Source organism: Streptomyces sp. NPDC006872 (genome assembly GCF_040635845.1).
Taxonomy (GTDB): Bacteria; Actinomycetota; Actinomycetes; order Streptomycetales; family Streptomycetaceae; genus Streptomyces.
Genome location: NZ_JBEYIL010000007.1, coordinates 238,340 through 260,704, shown reverse-complemented (window position 1 = coordinate 260,704; position 22,365 = coordinate 238,340). Strand labels below are relative to the sequence as shown.

The window sequence follows — 22,365 nt, the reverse complement described above, 5'->3', positions numbered from 1 at the left end:
ATACGTCCGTCCGTCGAGATCGTCGTAACCGTCGAACCACGTGATCCGCACGACCCTGCTTGACCTGACCGCGGTGCCGGGAAGGATCCGGTGCACCGCCTGAGTCCTGGAGAAGGCGAGGACTTGAGCATGGGATCCCACACCGAGAACAACGGCTCTGAGAACAACGGCTCCGCTGGTGTCGGCCGCAGAGACCTGATCAGGAGATCGGCGGCACTGGGCCTGATCTCCGTCCCCACGATGAGCTTTCTGTCCGCCTGCGCCAGCAGCGGCGGGGGCGACGAGGACAAGGCCGCGGCCGGGAAGAAGACCGCGAAGAACCCCCTCGCGGTCAACGAGACCGCCCAGCTGGAATTCGTCCTGTTCGACGGCGGTTTCGGCAAGGAGTACGCCGAGGACGCCGTGAAGATCTACGAGAAGAGCTTCCCGAAGGCGAAGGTCAAGTTTTCGGCCACCCAGAAGATCCAGTCGACGCTGCAGCCCCGTTTCAACCAGGGCACCCCGCCGGACCTGATCGACAACTCCGGTGCCGAGCAGATGGACATGGGCGTCCTGGTCGGCAAGAGTCAGCTGGCCGACCTCACCCCGCTCCTCGACGCCGCCTCCTACGACGACCCGAACAAGAAGGTCCGCGACACGCTGCGCCCCGGCATCGTCGAGATGGGCCAGTTCGACGGCGACCCGGTCTGGATCATGTACTACGCCTATACCGTCTACGGCGTCTGGTACTCGCAGAAGGCCCTGGACTCGCTCGACGCCACGTACCCGGAGACCTGGGACGAGATGCTCGCGGTCTGCGAGAAGGCCAAGAAGAAGGGCATCGCAGGCTGGACCTATGCGGGCAAATACCCGTACTACATCCCCTTCTCGCTGTACCCGATGATCGGCAAGGTGGGCGGCCGTGAGGTCCTCGACGCCATCGACAACCTGGAGCCGAACGCCTGGAAACACCCCGCGGTGAAGGCGTGTTTCGACGCGTACTACGAGCTTCACAAGAAGGGTTACATCCTTCAGGGCACCCCGGGCCTGGACCACATCCAGTCGCAGACCGCGTGGGCCAAGGGCAAGGCCCTGTTCATCCCCAACGGCTCGTGGGTGGAGAACGAGTCGGCGAACGTCATCCCGAAGGACTTCGATCTGGCCGTCTCCGCGCCCACCGGCATCGACTCCTCCGACAAGATGCCCTTCGGCACCATCTGGGCCTCCGGCGGCGAGCCGTTCGTCATCCCGGCCGAGGCGAAGAACGCGCCGGGCGGCATGGAACAACTGCGCATCATGCTCAGCGAGGCGTCCTCGAGGAACTTCACCTCCAAGGTCAAGTCACTGACCGCGTACAACGGCGGCACCGACGGCATCACGCTCACCCCGGGCCTGAAGTCGGGCGTCGCCGCGCTGGACAAGGCGGGCGACAACGTGGTGAATCCGCGTATGCAGGACTGGTACGTCCAGCTGCAGAAAGAGAAGATCGGTGTTTCCGGTCTCGGCGAGATGATGGCGGGCCGGCTCACCCCGGCCGAGGCGATCAAGAAGATCCAGGGATACGCCGACGAGGCGGCCAAGGATTCGACGATCAAGCATTACAAGCACCAGTGACGGCAAGAATCACGGCGAAGCGGCCATAAGCAGGCGAAGCAGCGACATAAGCACCGGAGTGGTGATGCAGCACGGCAAGTACCGGTTCATCGTGGGGTTCCTGGCGCTGCCCCTGGGACTGTACGCGCTCTTCGTGGTGTGGCCGTTCATCCAGTCCATCTACTACTCGTTCACGGACTGGACCGGCCTCAGCCCCGAATTCAAGATGGTCGGCCTGGACAATTACCGGAGGATGCTGGACGACGAAATCTTCTGGAAGTCCTTGCAGCACAGCTTGATGTTCGCGATCGTGCTGCCGCTGGTGACGATCAGTCTGGCGCTGTTCTTCGCCTTCATGATCAATGTCGGTGGACGGAGAAGGAAGGGCGGCCCGGCGATCTCCGGCGTCCGGGGCTCTTCCTTCTACAAGATCGTCTACTTCTTTCCACAAGTGCTCTCGATCGCCATCGTCGCGCTGTTGTTCGCCTTCGCGTACAACCCGGACAGCGGTGCGATCAACTCGTTTCTGCGGGGGATCGGGCTGGACGGCATCCAGCCCCTCTGGCTCGGCGACCCGGACCTCGCGCTGTGGTGCGTGATGGCGGTGCTCGTCTGGTCGACGGTCGGTTTCTTCGTCGTCCTGTTCTCGGCGGGCATGGCCTCCATCCCGGCCGACCTGTACGAGGCCGCGCTGCTGGACGGCGCGAGCCGGGCCGCGACGTTCTTCCGCATCACCCTGCCCCTGCTCTGGGACACCGTGCAGTCGGGCTGGGTCTACATGGGCATTCTCGCGCTCGGCGCAGAGTCGTTCGCGGTCGTGCAGATCATGACGACCGGGCCGGGCGGCCCCGACTACTCGACCACCGTCATGGTCCTGTACGTGTACCAGAAGGCGTTCCGTGACGGGCAGGCCGCCTACGCCACCACCATCGGCGTCGCCCTGCTCATCGTGACGCTGGCCTTCGCCGCGGTCGTGCTGCGACTGGGACGGCGCGAGCGGCTGGAGTACTGACGATGAAGACGACCGAAACCCCCGCGCCCCTGCCGGCCGAGTCAGGCTCCGGCGTCCGCATCACGAAGGTCGACCCGTCCTCGGGAAAGCCGCAGCCGGAGAAGAAAACGGAAGGAAAAGCCCTCAACGTCTTTTCCCACGGCATCCTGATCGTCTGGGCGATCATGGTCGTGCTGCCGTTGCTCTGGGCGGTGATGACCTCTTTCAAGGACGACGGTTCCATCTTCGGCTCGCCCTGGTCGCTGCCGGACAAGCTGCACTTCGACAACTGGTCGCGGGCCTGGACCGAGGCCAACATGAGCGACTACTTCCTCAACACCGTTCTGGTGGTGGGCGGTTCACTCATCGGCACGCTGGCCCTGGGCTCCATGGCGGCCTATGTCCTGGCCCGCTTCGACTTCCCCGGTAACCGGTTCATCTACTTCCTCTTCATCGGCGGCATGAGCTTTCCGATCATGTTGGCGCTGGTCCCGCTGTTCTACGTCGTGAACAACATGGGGCTGCTGAACACCATCCACGGCCTGATCCTCGTCTACATCGCCTACTCGCTGCCGTTCACGGTGTTCTTCCTGACGGCCTTCTTCCGCACGCTGCCCACCTCGGTGGCGGAGGCGGCCTTCGTGGACGGCGCCTCGCACAGCCGTACGTTCTTCCAGATCATGCTGCCGATGGCCAAGCCCGGCCTGATCAGCGTCGGCATCTTCAACTTCCTGGGCCAGTGGAACCAGTACATGCTCCCCACGGTCCTCAACACCGATCCCGACAAGCGCGTCCTCACCCAGGGCCTGGTCCAACTGGCGGTCAGCCAGGGCTACAAGGGCGACTGGTCGGGCCTGTTCGCGGGCCTGGTGATGGCGATGCTGCCGGTGCTGGCCGCGTACATCGTCTTCCAGCGACAGGTCGTGCAGGGCTTGACCGCGGGGGCGATGAAGTAGCGACGCGTTCGGGGGAGGGCGGCACACGTCGAGTGTGCCGCCGAGGCGCGGCGGGCGAGGGCCGGGCCCCGGCCCGACGGGCGTGGGGCGAGAGGTGTTGGGCGACTCGGAGGTGCGCGACCCGGCCGAAGTCCGCGTGGACCTCGGCCGGGTCTTCGCCCCCTCCGGGGCGCATGCGCCCCGCGAGGCCCGTGCGCTCCCGCGGCCCAAGTGGCGGCCCGGCCGCCCCCGGTGCCGGGCCGCCGAACAGCACGGCATGCCTTTCGCGCTCTCGAGATCCTCAATCCTTCTCCGCGCCCCTTCGCCCACCCGCCTCGCCCACCCGCCTCGCCCACCCGCCTCGCCCACCCGCCTCGCCCACCCGCCTCGCCCACCCGCCTCGCCCACCCGCCTCGCCCACCCGGCTCTCCCACCCGCCTCGCTCACCCGCACGCCCTCCGCACGGCACCGACGCAAGACCACGCGGCCGACGCCCTCGCCGCCCTGTCCGGACCACGCGGCCCGCACCCTCGCCGCACGGCCGCACCCTCGCCGCCCCGCCCGGACCGTGCCGCCCGCACCCTCGCCCGCCCCATCCGGACCAAGTCGGCCGACGCCCTCGCCGCCCCCTCCGGACCACCGCGGCCTTCACCTTCTGTGCGCTGTCTGGAGCACGCCGGCGTCATCTTCCGGGTGCAGTCTGGCGCGCGCCGCCCGCCGCGCAGTGTGGCTTGCGTCCCCTTCGTCCACTTCGTGCCCCCTTTTCGCCCGTCTCCGGCCCTCTCGCACCCCTCCCCACCCCCCTCCGCTCGCTCCACCGCACCCGCCAAATGCCCCCATTCCCGCACCCGTTCAGCCGCTCTCGCAGCCCCGCCCGCTTCGCCCCCGGCCCCGATCGAGCCCACCGCTCCCAGAGCCTGTCCGACGGATCGCGCCGGAGACGCGGGTGCCTGCGCGCCCTCCCCCAGCGGCGTTGCCGTCGGTTGCCGTTGCTTTCCCCGACTCGATCCGCCGGACAGGCCCTTGCCCGCGCTCCGTCCGCACCGCTGCGATCACGTCCCTTCGCAGCTCCGTCGCACCCCGTTCGCACCCCGTCCGGACCCCGGCCCCACCCCGTCCGCAACGCGCCGCACTCGGTCCCATACGCCCCGCAACCGTCGATTCGGCCACCCTCCGTGTCGCTGCGCAAGCGTGCGGATACTGTTCAACCTCTTGACGGGAGGCAACCCGAACAGCTCAGCTTAGAGTTCACTAGTTGGACATAGACGGGGCCTCATCGAAGCGGTCCCGCGCGCGGGAGGTCGTCGTGGAGACTCCGGGGTCGCAGTCGTCACTGCACCGAGCCAACCTGGAGCGAGTCGTACGCGCCGTGCGTCTGGCCGGGTCCCTCACGCAGGCGGAGATCGCCCGGACGACGGGGCTGTCCGCCGCGACCGTCTCCAACATCGTGCGCGAGCTCAAGGACGGCGGCACCGTCGAGGTGACGCCCACCTCGGCCGGTGGACGAAGGGCCCGCAGCGTCAGTCTGAGCGGCGACGCCGGCATCGTCATCGGAGTCGATTTCGGCCATACGCACCTCCGCGTCGCCGTGGGCAACCTGGCCCACCAGGTCCTTGCCGAGGAGGCCGAGCCGCTCGATGTGGACGCCTCCTCGACGCAGGGGTTCGATCGGGCGGAACAGCTGGTCAACCGGCTGATCGAGGCCACCGGGGTGGACCCTGCGAAGGTCGCCGGAGTGGGTCTGGGCGTGCCCGGACCGATCGAACTGGAGTCCGGCACGCTCGGTTCCTCCGCCATCCTGCCCGGCTGGATCGGCACCAGACCCGCCGAGGAGATGAGAGGCCGGCTCGGCGTGCCCGTGCACGTGGACAACGACGCCAACCTCGGAGCCCTCGGCGAGATGGTCTGGGGCAGCGGAAAAGGCGTTCGTGATCTTGCTTACATCAAGGTCGCCAGCGGTGTCGGCGCCGGTCTGGTGATCGACGGGAAGATCTACCGAGGGCCCGGCGGGACCGCAGGGGAAATCGGACATATTACACTCGACGAATCCGGCCCGGTCTGCCGCTGCGGAAACCGGGGCTGCCTGGAGACCTTCGCGGCCGCGCGGTACGTGCTCCCGCTCCTCCAGTCCAGCCACGGCACGGACCTGACGATGGAAGGCGTAGTGCGGCTGGCCAGGGACGGAGACCCGGGCTGCCGTCGGGTGATCGCCGACGTCGGCCGACACGTCGGCAGTGGAGTCGCCAATCTCTGCAACCTGCTGAACCCGAGCCGGGTGGTGCTCGGCGGTGATCTCGCCGAGGCCGGTGAGCTGGTGCTCGGTCCGATAAGGGAGTCCGTCGGCCGCTATGCGATCCCAAGTGCGGCGCGTCAACTCTCCGTTCTCCCAGGGGCACTTGGCGGCCGTGCCGAGGTGCTCGGAGCGCTCGCCCTCGCACTCGGCGAGATGGGCGATTCGACCCTTTTGGACGGCACGCTGACCGCAGCGACACCTGCCTTCACTTAGAGAACGAATGAAGCCGTTGCCATCTCGTTAAGTATTTACTTCTTGACGTCGCACGTGTGGCCGAGTTGACTTCCAGCCACCTCGGCCGCAGCGCTGCGGCCCTGTCAGGGAGGCACACCCCAAATGAACGCAACGATGCGTAGAGTCGTGATCGGCGCCACCGCCGTCTCCATGGCGCTGTCGATTGCCGCGTGCGGCAAGGCAGGCGACGACAAGGACAGCGACTCCGGCAGCAGCAGCTCGGGCGACAAGTCCATCGGCCTGCTGCTCCCCGACAGCGTCACGGCGCGGTACGAGAAGTTCGACAAGCCGTACTTCGACGCCAAGGTCAAGGCGCTGTGTGCGGACTGCAAGCTCGAGTACGCGAACGCCGCTGCCGACCCGGCCAAGCAGGCCCAGCAGGTCAGCAACATGGTCACCAAGGGCGTCAAGGTCATCGTGATCTCCGCCCAGGACTCCGCCGCGATCAAGTCCTCGATCCAGTCCGCGGTGGACAAGGGCGTCAAGGTCGTCGCGTACGACCGTCTCGCCCAGGGCCCGGTCAGCGCCTACGTCTCCTTCGACAACGAGAAGGTCGGAGAGCTCCAGGGCCAGGCCCTGCTCGACGCCCTCGGCGCCAAGGCGACCACCGCGTCGAAGGTCGTCATGATCAACGGTGACGACGCCGACCCGAACGCCGCGCAGTTCAAGGCGGGCGCGCACAAGATCCTCGACGGCAAGGTCACCATTGCCTACGAGCAGTCCGGCCTGTGGAAGGACACCGTCGCCGCCCAGAAGATGTCCGCGGCGATCACCCAGCTGGGCGCCAAGAACATCGCGGGCGTCTACGCCGCCAACGACGGCATGGCCGGTGGCATCGCCAACACCCTCAAGGGTGCGAAGATCAGCAGCATCCCGCTGACCGGTCAGGACGCCGAGCTCGCCGCCATCCAGCGGATCGTCGCCGGCACCCAGTCCGCCACGGTCTACAAGGCCTACAAGCCCGAGGCCGAGACGGCCGCCGAGCTCGCCGTCAACCTGCTGGAGGGCAAGGACATCAAGTCCCTGTCCACCACCACGCTGACCAGCGGCTCCGGCGACAAGGTGCCCTCGACGCTGCTGACCCCGGTGTCGGTCACCAAGGCCAACATCAAGGACACGGTCATCAAGGACGGCCTGTACACGGTCGCGGACATCTGCACCGCCGAGTACGCCGCCGCCTGCAAGGCCGCCGGCATCCAGTAGGCACCCGGCCCCGAGGGCCGGCCCGCTCGAGCCGAGACTCGAGCCGGCCCTCGGGTCCACCGACCGCCCCGCGGTCGCGTGAGACCTGTCCGACGCCCGCCCCACCTCACACCCCGCTGCCGGGGCGGGCGTCGGACGGAACCGTTGCCGAGCGCAGCGGATTCACGCATGTTCATCCTGTAAACCTCGTGCGTCGACGTCGCGTACCCCGTGACTCGCGCACATCCCTCCGCGCCTGTCTTTGCGCGCGGCGGCATCCCCGCCGGTCAGGCGGCGAAGGAGATGGTTCACGTGTCCGCTACGCCCGTGCTGGCGTTGCGCGGAGTCTCCAAGCGATTCGGTGCGGTGCAAGCACTCACCGACGTCGAGCTGGAGGTTCACGCCGGAGAAGTGGTCGCCCTGGTGGGCGACAACGGCGCAGGAAAGTCCACTCTGGTCAAGACGATCGCCGGAGTGCACCCCATCGATGAGGGAGTCATCGAGTGGGAGGGCAAGCCGGTCAGCATCAACAGGCCCCACGACGCCCAGGGACTCGGCGTCGCGACCGTCTACCAGGACCTCGCCCTGTGCGACAACCTCGACGTCGTCGGCAACCTCTACCTCGGGCGTGAGCTGCTGCGCCGCGGCGTGATCGACGAGGTCACGATGGAGAAGAACTCCCGCGAACTGCTGTCCACGCTCTCCATCCGCATCCCGAGCGTGCGCATCCCGATCGCCAGCCTCTCCGGTGGCCAGCGGCAGGTCGTCGCCATCGCCCGTGCGCTGATCGGCGACCCGAAGGTCGTCATCCTCGACGAGCCCACGGCCGCCCTCGGCGTCGAGCAGACCGCGCAGGTCCTCGACCTGGTCGAGCGGCTGCGCGAGCGCAACCTCGGTGTCATCCTCATCAGCCACAACATGGCCGACGTCAAGGCGGTCGCGGACACCGTCGCCGTCCTGCGCCTGGGCAAGAACAACGGCTCCTTCCCCGTGAAGGACACCAGCCACGAAGAGATCATCGCCGCGATCACGGGTGCCACGGACAACGCCGTGACCCGTCGTGCGGGGCGCACCGCGGAGGCGGCAAAGTGAGCGACACGTCGAAGACCGTGAAGAGTGACTCCTCGAAGCCCGAGGGCGTCGTCGAGGGCCAGGAGACCGTCGCGCCCGCGGATGACCCCACGGGCGCCGCGGTGTCCGTCGTCGACCCGCGTCTGCTGGTCCGCGAAGAGGGCCTCAAGGGCTATGTCACCGAGTTCAAGCGCAAGGTCAAGGGCGGCGAGCTCGGCCAGATCCCGGTCGTCCTCGGCCTGATCGTCATCTGGACGATCTTCCAGCTGAAGAACGACCGCTTCCTGAGCGCCGACAACCTCTCCAACATCAGCTACTTCCTCTCGGCCACCGGCATGCTCGCCATCGGCCTGGTGTTCGTGCTGCTGCTCGGCGAGATCGACCTGTCGGTCGGTTCCGTCAGCGGTCTGGCGTCCGCGCTGTTCGCCGTGTTCGTGGTGGACCACGGCGTGGGCCCATGGCTCGCGCTGGTCCTGGCGGTCGTCGTCGGCATCGGGGTCGGCGCCCTGCAAGGCTGGTTCTTCGCGAAGATCGGAGTACCGGCCTTCGTGGTGACGCTGGCCGGCTTCCTGGGCTGGAACGGTCTGATGCTCTGGCTGCTGGGCTCCAGCGGCACGATCAACCTTCCGTCGGACTCCGGCCCGATCCACCTGCTCGGCCAGAACTCCTTCTTCATGGACCAGGCGATCATCGGCGCCTACGTCCTGGCCGGTCTCGCCGTGGTGCTGTCGCTGGTCGGCAACCTCGGTGAGCAGCGCCGTCGCAAGGCCGCGGGCGTGCCGTTCCGTGCGACGAGCGAGATCCTGCTGCGCGTGGGCCTGCTCGCGGTCGCGGCGTTCGTGTCCGCCGCCGTGCTGAACAACGCGTCCGGCGTCTCCAACGCGCTGGTGATCTTCCTGGCCGCGCTGGTGGTCGTGGACTTCGTGCTGCGTCGTACGACGTACGGCCGCAAGGTGTTCGCGGTCGGCGGCGGCATCGAGGCCGCCCGTCGCGCGGGCATCAACGTTCCGATGGTCCGGATCACCGTGTTCGCCATCTCCGGCGGCTTCGCGGCGGTCGGCGGCATGTTCTTCGCGGGCCAGACCGCGGGCGCGTCGCTGAGCGCCGGTGGCGGCAACACCCTGATGCTCGCCATCGCGGCGGCCGTCATCGGTGGCACCAGCCTCTTCGGCGGTCGCGGCACCGTCTGGTCGGCCCTGCTGGGCATGCTGGTCATCCAGTCCATCCAGACCGGTCTCGACCTGCTGAACATGAACACCTCGATCCAGTACATGATCACCGGTGGTGTTCTGCTCGGCGCGGTCGTCATCGACTCCGTCTCCCGCAAGAGCCAGAAGGCCGCCGGTCGCGGCTGATGTCCCACGTGGCGTGACGTGCCCGGCATCTGTTCAGATGCCGGGCACAGTCATGTCATGGGAAGGCCTCATTCTGGGTACGGCCGTTCGGGTGACCTATGACGCATGGGCCGGACGCCGTCCGCCCGAGCGGAACATTAGACTCGACAAGCCCGGCAACAGCTCGATCAGCTTTTACTGCAAGGAGGCACGGGTGCCGCTGCTGACCCGCATCAGGGGACCGCGTGATCTGGACCGGCTCAGCCCGGAGGAGCTGGACCAGCTGGCGGAGGAGATCCGGACCTTCCTGGTCGAAGCCGTCTCCAAGACCGGCGGCCACCTCGGCCCCAACCTCGGCGTGGTCGAGCTCACCATCGCCCTGCACCGGGTCTTCGAGTCCCCGAAGGACAAGGTGCTGTGGGACACGGGCCACCAGTCCTATGTCCACAAGCTGCTCACGGGCCGACAGGACTTCTCCCGGCTGAAGATGAAGGGCGGCCTCTCCGGCTACCCCTCGCAAGGAGAGTCCGAGCACGACGTCATCGAGAACAGCCACGCCTCCACGGTCCTCGGCTGGGCCGACGGCCTCGCGAAGGCCAACCAGATCCTCGACCGCGACGACCACGTCGTCGCCGTCATCGGCGACGGGGCGCTCACCGGCGGCATGGCCTGGGAGGCGCTGAACAACATCGCCGACGGCGACCGCCCGCTGGTCATCGTCGTCAACGACAACGAGCGCTCCTACGCGCCGACCATCGGCGGCCTCGCCAACCACCTCGCCACCCTGCGCACGACGGACGGCTACGAGCGGTTCCTGGCCCGCGGGAAGGACATCCTGGAGCGCACGCCCGTCGTCGGCAAGCCGCTCTACGAGACCCTGCACGGCGCCAAGAAGGGCCTCAAGGACTTCATCGCCCCGCAGGGCATGTTCGAGGACCTCGGCCTGAAGTACGTCGGCCCGATCGACGGCCACGACATCGAGGCGCTGGAGTCGGCGCTGGCCCGCGCCAAGCGGTTCGGCGGCCCGGTGATCGTGCACTGCCTCACCGAGAAGGGCCGCGGCTACCAGCCCGCCCTGCAGGACGAGGCCGACCGCTTCCACGCCGTCGGCAAGATCCACCCCGACACCGGACTGCCGATCGCCACCTCCGGCGCCGACTGGACCAGCGTCTTCGGCGAGGAGATGGTCGAGCTCGGCAAGGAGCGCGAGGACATCGTCGCCATCACGGCGGCCATGCTCCAGCCGGTCGGCCTCGACAAGTTCGCCAAGGCCTTCCCGGACCGGGTCTACGACGTCGGCATCGCGGAGCAGCACGCCGCCGTCTCCGCCGCGGGCCTGGCCACGGGCGGAGTGCATCCGGTGTTCGCGGTGTACGCCACATTCCTCAATCGTGCCTTCGACCAGGTCCTGATGGACGTCGCCCTCCACAAGTGCGGTGTGACTTTCGTACTGGATCGGGCCGGGGTCACCGGCACCGACGGCGCCTCCCACAACGGCATGTGGGACATGTCGATCCTTCAGGTCGTCCCCGGCCTCAGGCTCGCCGCCCCGCGCGACGCCGACCAGGTCCGCGCCCAGCTGCGCGAGGCCGTCGAGGTCGACGACGCGCCGACCGTCGTCCGCTTCTCCAAGGGCGCCGTCGGCCCCGCCGTACCGGCCGTCGGCCGCGTCGGCGGCATGGACGTGCTGCGCGAGAGCGGCACCGACACCCCCGACGTGCTCCTGGTCTCCGTGGGCGCCCTCGCCCCGATGTGCCTGGAGATCGCGACCCTCCTAGACCGGCAGGGCATCACCACCACCGTCGTCGACCCGCGCTGGGTCAAACCCGTCGACGAGGCCATGGCCCCCCTCGCGGAGCGCCACCGCGTCGTCGTCACCGTCGAGGACAACTCCCGCGTAGGAGGCGTCGGCTCGGCGGTCGCCCAGGCCCTGCGCGACGCGGGCGTCGACGTCCCGCTGCGCGACTTCGGCATCCCGCCCCGCTTCCTCGACCACGCCTCCCGCGCGGAGGTCATGGCGGAGATCGGCCTGACCGCCCCGGACATCGCCCGTCAGGTCACCGGCCTGGTCTCGAAGCTGGACGGCAAGTACGGCAGCGAGGCGGCCGAGGCCCCCTCCGTGGAGCCCGCCCGCGACTGACCCCGCCCGCGGCCCGTTCGCGTCCCGCGCGCGGGACCGCTGCCACGGTCAACCCGACACGCCCGGATGGGCCGGTTCCACCACTGCGAAGGGTGGTGGAACCGGCCCATTCGCGTTAATCCGCCCGCGCCGGGGCATACGCAATACGCCCCCTCTCGATCATGTCGAGGACGACACAGTGTGGGAGGTACGACCGTGAGCAGCACCCTCTTCCGGACGAAGAAGGTCGAGCAGTCCATCCTCGATACGGAGGAGCCAGAGCACGCGCTCAAGAAATCCCTGTCCGCACTCGATCTGACCGTCTTCGGCGTCGGCGTCATCATCGGCACCGGCATCTTCGTGCTCACGGGCACGGTCGCCAAGAACAACGCCGGTCCCGCCGTCGCCCTGGCCTTCGTGGTGGCCGGGGTCGTCTGTGCGCTGGCCGCGCTCTGCTACGCCGAGTTCGCCTCCACGGTCCCGGTGGCCGGCTCCGCGTACACCTTCGCGTACGCCTCCCTGGGGGAACTGCCCGCCTGGATCATCGGCTGGGACCTGGTCCTGGAGTTCGCGCTCGGCACGGCGGTGGTCGCCGTCGGCTGGTCCGGGTACATCGCCTCGCTGTTGGACAACGCCGGCTGGCACCTGCCGGAGGCGCTCGGCGTGCGGGACGGGGCCGAAGGCTTCGGCTTCGACATCCTCGCCGCCGCGCTGGTCCTGGTGCTCACCGGCATCCTGGTGCTCGGCACCAAGCTCTCCGCGCGCGTCACCACGATCGTCGTCGCCGTCAAGGTGACGGTCGTACTGACCGTGATCATCGCGGGCGCGTTCTTCATCAAGGGCGACAACTACGACCCGTTCATCCCCGAGGCGCAGACCGTGCCGGCGGGCGACAGCCTCCAGTCGCCGCTCATCCAGCTGATGTTCGGCTGGGCGCCCTCCAACTTCGGTGTCATGGGCATCTTCACCGCGGCCTCCGTCGTCTTCTTCGCCTTCATCGGCTTCGACGTCGTCGCCACGGCCGCCGAGGAGACCAAGAACCCGCAGCGCGACATGCCCCGCGGCATCATCGGCTCCCTGATCATCTGCACCACGCTCTACGTCCTGGTGTCCATCGTGGTGACCGGCATGCAGCACTACACCGAGCTGTCCGTCACCGCCCCGCTCGCCGACGCCTTCAAGGCCACCGGGCACCCCTGGTTCGCGGGCTTCATCAGCTTCGGCGCCGCGGTCGGCCTGACGACGGTCTGCATGATCCTGCTCCTCGGCCAGACCCGCGTCTTCTTCGCGATGAGCCGCGACGGACTGCTGCCCCGCTTCTTCTCCCACGTCCACCCGCGGTTCAGGACCCCGCACCGGCCGACCATCCTGCTCGGCGTGATCATCGCGATCGTCGCCGGCTTCACGCCGCTGAGCGAACTCGCCGAGCTGGTGAACATCGGCACGCTGTTCGCCTTCGTGGTCGTCGCGATCGGCGTGGTCATCCTGCGCCGGTCCCGCCCCGACCTGCACCGGGCCTTCCGCACGCCGTGGGTGCCGTTCATCCCGATCCTGTCGGTGTGCGCCTCGCTCTGGCTGATGCTCAACCTGCCCACCGAGACCTGGCTGCGGTTCGCCGGCTGGATGGTCGTCGGGTTCGTGGTGTACCTCCTCTACGGCCGCTCCCACAGCCGTCTCGAACGCCACGAGGAGAGCACCGCCGGCGAGGCCCTCAAGCCCGGCGACGACACCGCGTGACGGGCACCGGCGTCGCTCGGGACAGGCTTCAGCCGCGTACCGAGCGCGGGCCCGTCACGTCCGCGCCGTGTTCGGTCACCCGGCGGCGCAGCTCTCGGTCGGCCGTGACGACCAGACAGGGGCGGCCGACGGCCCCGGCGACCAGCTCCACGATGCGGTCGTCCCCGCTGCCGGACGCCGCCTCCACCCGCACGCCGGGCACCGGCTCCACCCCGCGGGCCGCGCCCTCGACGACGAGGACGATCTCCTCGGGCCCGGGGTGCCCCGGCAGCCCGTCCGCGGCCAGCCGGTCGCGCAGCCGCTCCGCGGCCCCCCGCCGGTCCCGCCACCACCCGTCGGGCACCGATCCGACGACGTTCGCGGCATCGACGATCACGAGCAGCGCGATGTTGTCATCCATGCGGGCCAGCGTCGCACGGAGGGCCGCACGAGCGTGACCCGCGCGCGGGCCGCGCGGAGCCTGCGACATACAGTGATCGGGTGAACGGCGACTGGCTCATACGCGGCCGCGACGGGCGGCTGAGCGTCTATCTGATGTCGGACTCGGGCGACGCCGTCCTGTGCAGGGCGGAGCGCGTCCCGGGTGGGGCCTGGGAGGCCCCGCGCAGGGTCGGCGGCGACCAGAAGGTGCATCAGGACTTCGCGGTCGGCCATGGCCCCGACGGCTACGCCCACCTGGCCTCCTGGCGGTCCACCGTGAAGGGGGAGGCGGGCCTGGTGCACTCCACCCACTACCGGCCGCTGCTCGCCGCGCTGGACTGGACGCCCATCGGCCACCCCGACAAGAAGGGCGCCCGCACCGGCCCGCCCGCCGTCGCCGTGGACGCCCAGGGACGCGCACACGTCTTCGCCCGCGGCATCGGCACGGGACTGTGCATGGTCGCCCAGAAGGAGAAGGGCGGCTGGGAACCGTGGCGCGACCTGAAGGGACAGGGCGTCGAGGGGCCGCCCGTCGCGGTGACGGGGGAGTCCGGGTGCGTCGAGGCGTACGCGGCCGTCTCCGACGGGATCCTGCACTGGCGGCAGCAGACGGCGGGCGCCCAGCCGGTGCTGCAGGAGCCCCTCAAGACGCCGGTCCGCTCCGGAACCCTGAGAGCCCTGGCCACCTCCCCGGAGCACAGCACCCTCTTCTACACGGACGAGTCCGGCGACGTGTGCGCCTGGCGCCCCGGCGCCGAACCGGTCCCCGTGCTCGCCGCCGCCGGACCCGGACCGGTCGCCGCGATCCGCACCGAACTCGACGGTCACGACTGCACGTTGCTCGCCCAGCGCTCCGCGAGCGGCCGTGTCGCCTTCGCCGCGTATCCGACCGAAGAGGAGTCGGCGGGCGCCTGCTGGGCCGAGTCCGGGCCCCAACTGCCCGCCGACGCCGTGGTGGCGCTCGCGAAGGACCACCAGGACCGGGTGGTCGCGGCGGCCCTGTCCCGCTCCGCCGGCCTACTGCAGCTCACCCGCCGCAAGGACGAGCCGGGCCTGGCCCTGACGGCCTGGCAGACGGTCTGAGGGGGAGCCGGGTGCGGGGGAGGGGGAAGGGGAAGGGGAAGCTGTTCTGGAAGGTTCGCCCGGCACGGTCAGGCAGCTCGCCCCGGCGACAGAGGACGCATGACAGAGGACGCATGACAGTGGGCGCATGACAGTGGGCCTCCGCCGCTCGGCGGAGGCCCTCTGCACGTCCCTACCCGGCGGTTACGCCGGAACCGACGCCAGGCCCGGCGCCAGGAACTTCTTGCCGTTCACGCGCTCGGAGACGCCCTCGCGGTCCAGGTACGGCGTGATGCCGCCCAGGTGGAAGGGCCAGCCGGCGCCCGTGATCAGGCAGAGGTCGATGTCCTGCGCCTCGGCGACGACACCCTCGTCGAGCATGAGCCCGATCTCCTGCGCCACCGCGTCCAGGACGCGCGCCCGCACCTGCTCCTCGGTCAGGACCGAGTCGCCCTGCTCCAGAAGCGCGGAGACCTCGGGGTCGAGCTCGGGCTTCCCGCTGTCGTAGACGTAGAAGCCGCGCTTGCCCGCCTTGACGACGGCCGCGAGGTTCGGGGAGACCGTGAAACGGTCCGGGAACGCCCGGTTGAGGGTTTCCGAGACATGCAGACCGATCGCGGGGCCGACCAGCTCGAGGAGCACCAGCGGGGACATCGGCAGGCCGAGCGGTTCCACCGCCTTTTCCGCCACCTCGACCGGGGTGCCCTCGTCGATGACGTTCTGCACCTCGCCCATGAAACGCGTCAGAATACGGTTCACGACGAACGCCGGGGCGTCCTTGACCAGAACCGCGGTCTTCTTCAGCTTCTTGGCGACGGCGAAGGCCGTGGCCAGCGAGGCGTCGTCGGTCTGCTCGCCGCGCACGATCTCGAGGAGCGGCAGGATCGCGACCGGGTTGAAGAAGTGGAAGCCCACGACCCGCTCGGGGTTCTTCAGCTTCGACGCCATCTCGGAGACCGACAGCGAGGAGGTGTTCGTCGCGAGGATCGCGTGCGCCGGGGCGACCGCCTCGACCTCCGCGAACACCTGCTGCTTGACGCCGATCTCCTCGAACACGGCCTCGATGATGAAGTCCGCGTCGGCGAAGCCCTCGGCCTTGTCCAGGACACCGCTCACCAGGGCCTTGAGGCGGTTGGCCTTGTCCTGGTTGATACGGCCCTTGCCGAGCAGCTTCTCGATCTCGGCGTGGACGTAGCCGACACCCTTGTCGACGCGCTCCTGGTCGATGTCGGTCAGCACGACCGGCACCTCGAGGCGGCGCAGGAACAGCAGGGCGAGCTGCGAGGCCATCAGGCCCGCGCCCACGACGCCGACCTTGGTGACCGGACGGGCCAGGCTCTTGTCCGGGGCGCCGGCCGGGCGCTTGCCGCGCTTCTGCACCAGGTTGAACGCGTAGATGCCGGCGCGCAGTTCGCCACCCATGATCAGGTCGGCGAGCGCGACGTCCTCGGCGTCGTAGCCCTGCTGCAGGTCGCCGTTCTTCGCGGCGGCGATGATGTCCAGCGCGCGGTAAGCGGCCGGGGCCGCCCCGTGCACCTTGCTGTCGGCGACGAACCGGCCGCGGGCGACGGCCTGGTCCCAGGCCTCACCGCGGTCGATCACCGGACGCTCGACCACGATCTCGCCCTTGAGGACGTTCGCGGTCCAGATCAGCGACTGCTCCAGGAAGTCCGCGCCCTCGAAGAGCGCATCGGCGATCCCGAGATCGAAGACCTGCTGCCCCTTCAGCTGCTTGTTCTGGTTCAGACTGTTCTCGATGATCACCGAGACGGCCTTGTCGGCGCCGATCAGGTTCGGCAGGATCGTGCAGCCGCCCCAGCCGGGGACCAGGCCGAGGAAGACCTCGGGGAGGGAGAACGCGGGAAGCGCCTTCGAGACGGTGCGGTACGCGCAGTGCAGACCGACCTCGACGCCGCCGCCCATCGCGGCGCCGTTGTAGTACGCGAAGGTCGGGACCGCGAGGCCCGCCAGGCGCTTGAAGACCTCGTGGCCGCCCTTGCCGATGGCGAGCGCGTCCGTGTGCTCCTTGAGCAGCTCGACGCCCTTGAGGTCCGCGCCGACCGCGAAGATGAACGGCTTGCCGGTGACGCCGACACCGACGATCTCACCGGCCGCGGCCTCCTTCTCGACCTGGTCGATCGCGGCGTCGAGATGCGCGAGGGACTGCGGCCCGAAGGTGGTCGGCTTGGTGTGGTCGAAACCGTTGTCGAGCGTGATCAGGGCGAAGCGCCCCGCGCCGAACGGCAGATCCAGATGACGCACGTGCGCGTGCGTGACGACCTCGCCCGGGAACAGCTCGGCCGCGCCCTTCAGAAGCTCAGCGGTGGTGGTGCTCACTTGTCGCCTCCGTCGAAGTGCGGGTTCTCCCAGATGACCGTGGCGCCCATGCCGAAGCCGACGCACATGGTGGTCAGGCCGTAGCGGACGTGCGGCTGCTCCTCGAACTGGCGGGCCAGCTGCGTCATCAGCCGGACGCCGGAGGAGGCCAGCGGGTGACCGAAGGCGATCGCGCCGCCGTACTGGTTGACGCGCTCGTCGTCGTCCGCGATGCCGTAGTGGTCGAGGAAGGCCAGGACCTGGACGGCGAAAGCCTCATTGATCTCGAAGAGACCGATGTCGGAGATGGACAGGCCCGCCTGGGCCAGCGCCTTCTCGGTGGCCGGGATCGGGCCGTAACCCATGACCTCCGGCTCGACGCCCGCGAACGAGTACGCGACGAGGCGCATCTTGACCGGCAGGTTGTGCTCGCGCGCGAAGTCCTCGGACGCGATGAGGGAAGCGGTCGCGCCGTCGTTCAGACCGGCCGCGTTACCGGCGGTGACCCGGCCGTGGACGCGGAACGGGGTCTTGAGACCGGAAAGGTTCTCCAGCGTGGTTCCCGGGCGCATCGGCTCGTCGGCGGTGACCAGGCCCCAGCCCGTCTCACCGACCTCCGGGTTGGTGCGGCGGACGGAAACCGGTACCAGGTCGGCCTGGATCTTGCCGTTGGCGTACGCCTTGGCGGCCTTCTCCTGCGAGCGCACGGCGTATTCGTCGGCGCGCTGCTTGGTGATCTGCGGGTAGCGGTCGTGCAGGTTCTCGGCGGTCATGCCCATGAACAGGGCGGACTCGTCGACCAGCTTCTCGCTGACGAACCGCGGGTTCGGGTCCACGCCCTCGCCCATCGGGTGCCGGCCCATGTGCTCGACGCCGCCGGCGATGGCGATGTCGTACGCGCCGAAGGCGACGGAGCCGGCGACCGTGGTGACGGCCGTCAGGGCGCCCGCGCACATGCGGTCGATGGAGTAACCGGGCACGGAGGTCGGCAGACCGGCCAGGATGCCGGCGGTGCGGCCGATGGTCAGGCCCTGGTCGCCGATCTGCGTGGTCGCGGCGATGGCGACCTCGTCGATCTTCTTCGGGTCGAGACCGGGGTTGCGGCGCAGCAGCTCCCGGATCGCCTTCACGACGAGGTCGTCGGCGCGGGTCTCGTGGTAGATGCCCTTCGGGCCCGCCTTGCCGAACGGGGTACGGACGCCGTCTACGAAGACGACGTCCCTGACGGTACGAGGCACGATGGCTCTCCTCCAGGGTGCGGGATGGCACTGCTGCGACACGCAAGCGCTGAGCGCGCGCTCAGGGCTCATGCTACTTGTGGGTAACGTTGCTGCACACCCCTGCCGGGCGGAGCGGCGAACGTCACACACCCGAGCGAGCCCGGAAAGACCCCGGCGCTGCCGGTCGCGCACCTGTTTCCCTGTTTGCGGCCGCGTGCGAGCGGGGGCCACGGGCCCGGGCGGCGCCTGCCCACGGCAGGTCGGGCGGCGTCGGCGATGTCAGAGGCGTCGGCAGCGCCAGCGGTGTGAGCGGGGCCGGCGGTGTGGGCGGGGGCCGGCGGTGTGGGCGGGGCCGGCGGTGTGAGCGGGGCTTCAGGCCCGCGGTGGCGCCGTCGACCCCCTCGGCGTGAGCACCGGCGTAGGCACAGGATGCGATCCCGGACCGTCGCCCGTGATCACCCCGAACAGCGTCCGCGCCGCCTCCGCGCCGAAACCGTGTACATCGTGGCTCATCGCGGAGAGCGTCGGATGGGTGAGCCGGCACAGCTGGGAGTCGTCCCAGGCGAGGAGAGAGACGTCGCCCGGCACCCCGAGCCCCATCTCGGCCGCGACCGCCAGCCCGGCCACCGCCATGATGTCGTTGTCGTAAACGATTGCCGTCGGTCGGTCCGGCGGGGCGGCGGTCAGCATCGATCGGGTCGCCCGCGCCCCCGCCTCACCCGAGTAGTCGGTGGCGACCTGCCACGCACCGGCCAGCCCCAGACTCCGGGCCGCCGCGTCGAAGGCGGCCGTCCGCATCACCGTGTGTCCGAGCGCCGCGGCGCCGCCCACCCGCGCGATGCGCCGATGCCCGAGTGCCGCGAGATAGCGCACGGCCTCCGTCACCGCCGTCGCGTCGTCCGTCCAGACGGACGTCAGGCTGCCGGTCAGCGAGGGATGTCCGACCGCGACCACCGGCATCCCGAGCCGCTCGGCCGCCGCCACCCGGGGATCGTCGGCCCGGAAGTCGACCAGGATCGCCCCTCCGATCTGCCGGCCCCGCCACCACGACTCCTGCAGCCCCGCCTCCTCCTCGACATTGCGCACCAGGCGCAACAGCAGTGAGCAGGAGTGCTCGGTCAGCACGCTCTCCACCCCGGAGACGAACTCCATGTAGAACGGTTCCAGGCCCAGCATCCGGGCCGGCCGGCAGATCGCCAGCCCCACCACGTCCACCCGCGAGCTCGACAGCGACCGGGCCGTGAGGTTCGGTTCCCAGCCCAACTCCCGCGCCGCGGCGAAGATCCGGTCCCGGGTCGCCTCCGACAGCCCCGGCTTGTGGTTGAAGGCGAGCGACACGGCCCCCTTGGACACCCCGGCGCGCGCGGCGACGTCCTTGATCGTGACGCGAGGCGACGGGGACGCTGTCATCGAGCGGGCTCCTGGCAGTACAGCGCGGCCCGAGCGGCGGCGGCATCCGGAGTCTCCCAGCCCTCGACCCCGATGGTCACCCGTTCCCCGGGAAGCAGCGTCACGAGCCCCCGGTCGGCCCGCGCCCCCGGGTCCAGCCGATCGGCCTGGAGCAGCAGATCCCGGACGAGGGTGCGGGCCGTGACCGTGACCGCCCCCGGCGTCACCGCCACCTCGAACTCGGGCCACGGATACGGGATCTCACGGTCCGGCACCGGAAAGTGCACGGCCCGCAGCCCTTCCCCGGAGTGAGGAGACCCCGTTGCGTCGGCCACCAGGAACTCCTTCGCTCCGGCCGGCTCCAGCTCCGCCGGCACCGCCACCTCGCCCACCGCCCGTGCGCCGACCGCCAGTTGCACGCTCCCGGCGCCGACCACATCCCCCGCCACGGACACCCGCCGCAGCGTCACCGTGCCCGTCCACCGCTCGGCGGACTGGTTGACGGCCGCCAACACCAGCCCCCCGTCGCGCACGTGAAGTGTGAGCAACCGATCCGCATAGAGCCGCCGCAATTCGTGGTAAAGCGGTTTCTCCCGCCCGTCCCCGTCGATCGCCGACCAGGAGGTCACCGGCCAGCAGTCGTTGAGCTGCCAGACGATCGTGCCCGCACACACCGGCCAGTGCGACCGCCAGTGCTCGATCCCGGTCGCCACCGCCCGCGCCTGGTTGACCTGCGTGAGGTAGTGCCATCGATCGAAGTCGCCGTCCGGCACCGCGAAGTGGCGGGCGAGTCCGCGCTCGAGCTTGCCGTTGCCGTCCTCCGCCTTCTGGTGGTGCAGCATGCCGGGTGAGTCGGCCGCGAGCTCCTCGCCGGGCAGCGCCCGCCGCAGCGTCGCGTGGGCCGGCGGCGCCTGCCAGCCGAACTCGGCGACGAACCGCGGCACTTCGCCGCGGTACTCGGGGTAGTCGGCCCGGTTCCACACCTCCCACGAGTGGTGCGTGCCGTGCGCCGGGTCGTTCGGGTGGTGCTCCCACGACCCCGACCACGGACTCCCCGCCGTGTACGGCCGCGTCGGATCCAACTCGCCGACGACCCGCGGCAGCACGCCCAGGTAGTACCCCTCGCCCCAGGAGTCCCCGTCGAGCCGTTCCTCCCACCCCCAGTCCCGGAACCCCCACAGGTTCTCGTTGTTCCCGTTCCACAGCACGAGCGACGGATGCGGCATCAGCCGGACGACGTTCTCGCGGGCCTCCGCCTCCACCTCGCCCCGCAGCGGCTGCTCCTCGGGGTACGCCGCGCACGCGAACGGAAAGTCCTGCCACACCAGCAGACCCAGCTCGTCACAGGCGTCGTAGAAGTCCTCGCTCTCGTAGATGCCGCCGCCCCAGACCCGGACCAGGTCGACCCCGGCGTCGGCCGCCTGTCGTAACCGCTTCCGGTAACGCTCCAGGGTCACCCGGGACGGAAACACGTCGTCCGGGATCCAGTTCACGCCCCGCGCGAAGAGCCGCTCCCCGTTGACGACCAGGGTGAAACCGGTTCCATGGGCGTCCGCGGAGGTATCCAGCTCCACCGTGCGGAAACCGATGCGCCGCCGCCAGACATCGAGCGGCGCACTCCCGTGGTGCAAGGTCAACTCGACGTCGTACAACGGCTGTTCGCCGTAACCCCGGGGCCACCAGCGCCGCGCGTCCGGCACCTCCACCCTTACGACGCCCGCTGTGCCGGTGATCTCCGCCCGGGCCCGGCGTCCCCCGACCCGGGCCTCCAGGGTGAGCCCCGCCTCCACCCGGGTCCGCTCCACGTCCACCCGCAACTCGACGACCCCGACGCCCTGCTCGACGGTCACCAGCGGGCGTACCCGGGCCAGCCGCGCCGTCGACCAGCGCTCCACCCGCACCGGCCGCCAGATCCCGGCCGTCACCAGGGTGGGCCCCCAGTCCCAGCCGAACGAGCAGGCCATCTTGCGCACGTACTGGTACGGCTCGGCGTAGGCGGACGGGCGATCGCCGACCTTCCCCCGCACGGCCTCCGCCTCCGCGTAAGCGGAGACGAACCGGACGGTCAACGGCCCGTCGAGCCCCGTCACGTCGAACCGGTGCGAGCGGTGCATGTTCCGTACCCGACCCAGGAGTTGGCCGTTCAGCGTGATCTCCGCGACCGTGTCGAGTCCGTCGAACACCAGATCGCTCTGCTCATGCCCGGTCGGCACGGCTCGCAGCTCCGTCTCGTACGTCCACTCGCGCCGCCCCACCCACGCGACCTCGCTCTCGCCCTGCCCGAGGAACGGGTCCTCGATCACGTCGGCGGCGAGCAGATCGGTGTGCACACAGCCCGGCACCACGGCCGGGAGCGCCTTTCCCTCGTGCCGCAGGTTCCATCCGTCGTCGAGCGGTGAGGCCTCCAGCATGCGCACTCCCTAAACCGGTCAAGCCCATAACCGAGCGCCACTTCTGCATCGTTGGCGGGAATGGGACTTTACCGGTTGA

General features: G+C 69.6%; 15 protein-coding genes. 10 read left to right on the top strand and 5 right to left on the bottom strand.

The features are described 5' to 3' along the window. The first annotated feature begins 129 nt into the window (after positions 1-129). The 9 genes from ngcE (at position 130) to ABZ725_RS22325 (ending at position 13,468) form a co-directional block, all read left to right on the top strand. Positions 130-1,593: an N-acetylglucosamine/diacetylchitobiose ABC transporter substrate-binding protein gene (ngcE, locus tag ABZ725_RS22365; protein WP_358804342.1), complete on the top strand. Its 1,464-nt coding sequence runs from the start codon at positions 130-132 to the stop codon at positions 1,591-1,593. 64 nt (positions 1,594-1,657) lie between these two features. Beyond that, complete coding sequence (locus ABZ725_RS22360; protein WP_351907062.1) at positions 1,658-2,584, top strand: sugar ABC transporter permease; 927 nt, start codon at positions 1,658-1,660, stop codon at positions 2,582-2,584. Between the two features lie 2 nt (positions 2,585-2,586). Further along, complete coding sequence (locus ABZ725_RS22355) at positions 2,587-3,519, top strand: carbohydrate ABC transporter permease (protein ID WP_358804341.1); 933 nt, start codon at positions 2,587-2,589, stop codon at positions 3,517-3,519. A gap of 1,285 nt (positions 3,520-4,804) precedes the next feature. After that, complete coding sequence (locus ABZ725_RS22350; RefSeq protein ID WP_351907066.1) at positions 4,805-6,004, top strand: ROK family transcriptional regulator; 1,200 nt, start codon at positions 4,805-4,807, stop codon at positions 6,002-6,004. A 135-nt stretch (positions 6,005-6,139) separates the two neighbouring features. Further along, positions 6,140-7,228, top strand: a complete 1,089-nt coding sequence (locus ABZ725_RS22345) for a substrate-binding domain-containing protein (protein ID WP_351907170.1) — start codon at positions 6,140-6,142, stop codon at positions 7,226-7,228. Positions 7,229-7,510: 282 nt separating this feature from the next. Further along, positions 7,511-8,299: an ATP-binding cassette domain-containing protein gene (locus ABZ725_RS22340; protein WP_358804340.1), complete on the top strand. Its 789-nt coding sequence runs from the start codon at positions 7,511-7,513 to the stop codon at positions 8,297-8,299. Next, positions 8,296-9,633 carry a sugar ABC transporter permease gene (locus tag ABZ725_RS22335; RefSeq protein ID WP_358804339.1) on the top strand — a complete coding sequence of 446 codons (1,338 nt, stop codon included), beginning with the start codon at positions 8,296-8,298 and terminating at the stop codon, positions 9,631-9,633. Before ABZ725_RS22340 ends, ABZ725_RS22335 begins: the two co-directional genes overlap by 4 nt. Before the next feature lie 193 nt (positions 9,634-9,826). Next, the gene (dxs, locus tag ABZ725_RS22330; RefSeq protein ID WP_358804533.1) at positions 9,827-11,752 is read left to right on the top strand and encodes a 1-deoxy-D-xylulose-5-phosphate synthase; all 1,926 of its coding nucleotides are present in this window, start codon (positions 9,827-9,829) and stop codon (positions 11,750-11,752) included. Between the two features lie 195 nt (positions 11,753-11,947). Continuing rightward, positions 11,948-13,468, top strand: a complete 1,521-nt coding sequence (locus ABZ725_RS22325; RefSeq protein ID WP_358804338.1) for an amino acid permease — start codon at positions 11,948-11,950, stop codon at positions 13,466-13,468. A gap of 28 nt (positions 13,469-13,496) precedes the next feature. Here the strand turns inward: ABZ725_RS22325 and ABZ725_RS22320 are convergent, their stop codons facing one another. Continuing rightward, positions 13,497-13,868 carry an NTP pyrophosphohydrolase gene (locus ABZ725_RS22320; protein ID WP_358804337.1) on the bottom strand — a complete coding sequence of 124 codons (372 nt, stop codon included), beginning with the start codon at positions 13,866-13,868 and terminating at the stop codon, positions 13,497-13,499. Positions 13,869-13,948: 80 nt separating this feature from the next. Between ABZ725_RS22320 and ABZ725_RS22315 the strand changes: the two genes are divergently transcribed. Further along, positions 13,949-14,971 carry a hypothetical protein gene (locus ABZ725_RS22315; protein ID WP_358804336.1) on the top strand — a complete coding sequence of 341 codons (1,023 nt, stop codon included), beginning with the start codon at positions 13,949-13,951 and terminating at the stop codon, positions 14,969-14,971. Positions 14,972-15,154: 183 nt separating this feature from the next. On the opposite strand, the gene ABZ725_RS22310 is transcribed toward ABZ725_RS22315, so the two are convergent. The 4 genes from ABZ725_RS22310 to ABZ725_RS22295 form a co-directional block, all read right to left on the bottom strand. Next, entirely contained in the window at positions 15,155-17,287 is a 2,133-nt protein-coding gene (locus tag ABZ725_RS22310) for a 3-hydroxyacyl-CoA dehydrogenase NAD-binding domain-containing protein (RefSeq protein ID WP_358804335.1), read from the bottom strand. Then, positions 17,284-18,504: an acetyl-CoA C-acyltransferase gene (locus tag ABZ725_RS22305; RefSeq protein WP_358804334.1), complete on the bottom strand. Its 1,221-nt coding sequence runs from the start codon at positions 18,502-18,504 to the stop codon at positions 17,284-17,286. Before ABZ725_RS22305 ends, ABZ725_RS22310 begins: the two co-directional genes overlap by 4 nt. Before the next feature lie 354 nt (positions 18,505-18,858). Beyond that, on the bottom strand, positions 18,859-19,896 hold the full coding sequence (locus ABZ725_RS22300; RefSeq protein ID WP_358804333.1) for a LacI family DNA-binding transcriptional regulator: 1,038 nt from the start codon (positions 19,894-19,896) through the stop codon (positions 18,859-18,861). Then, positions 19,893-22,286 (bottom strand): glycoside hydrolase family 2 protein, encoded by a 2,394-nt coding sequence (locus ABZ725_RS22295; protein WP_358804332.1) that lies wholly within the window; start codon positions 22,284-22,286, stop codon positions 19,893-19,895. Before ABZ725_RS22295 ends, ABZ725_RS22300 begins: the two co-directional genes overlap by 4 nt. Positions 22,287-22,365: the final 79 nt, after the last annotated feature.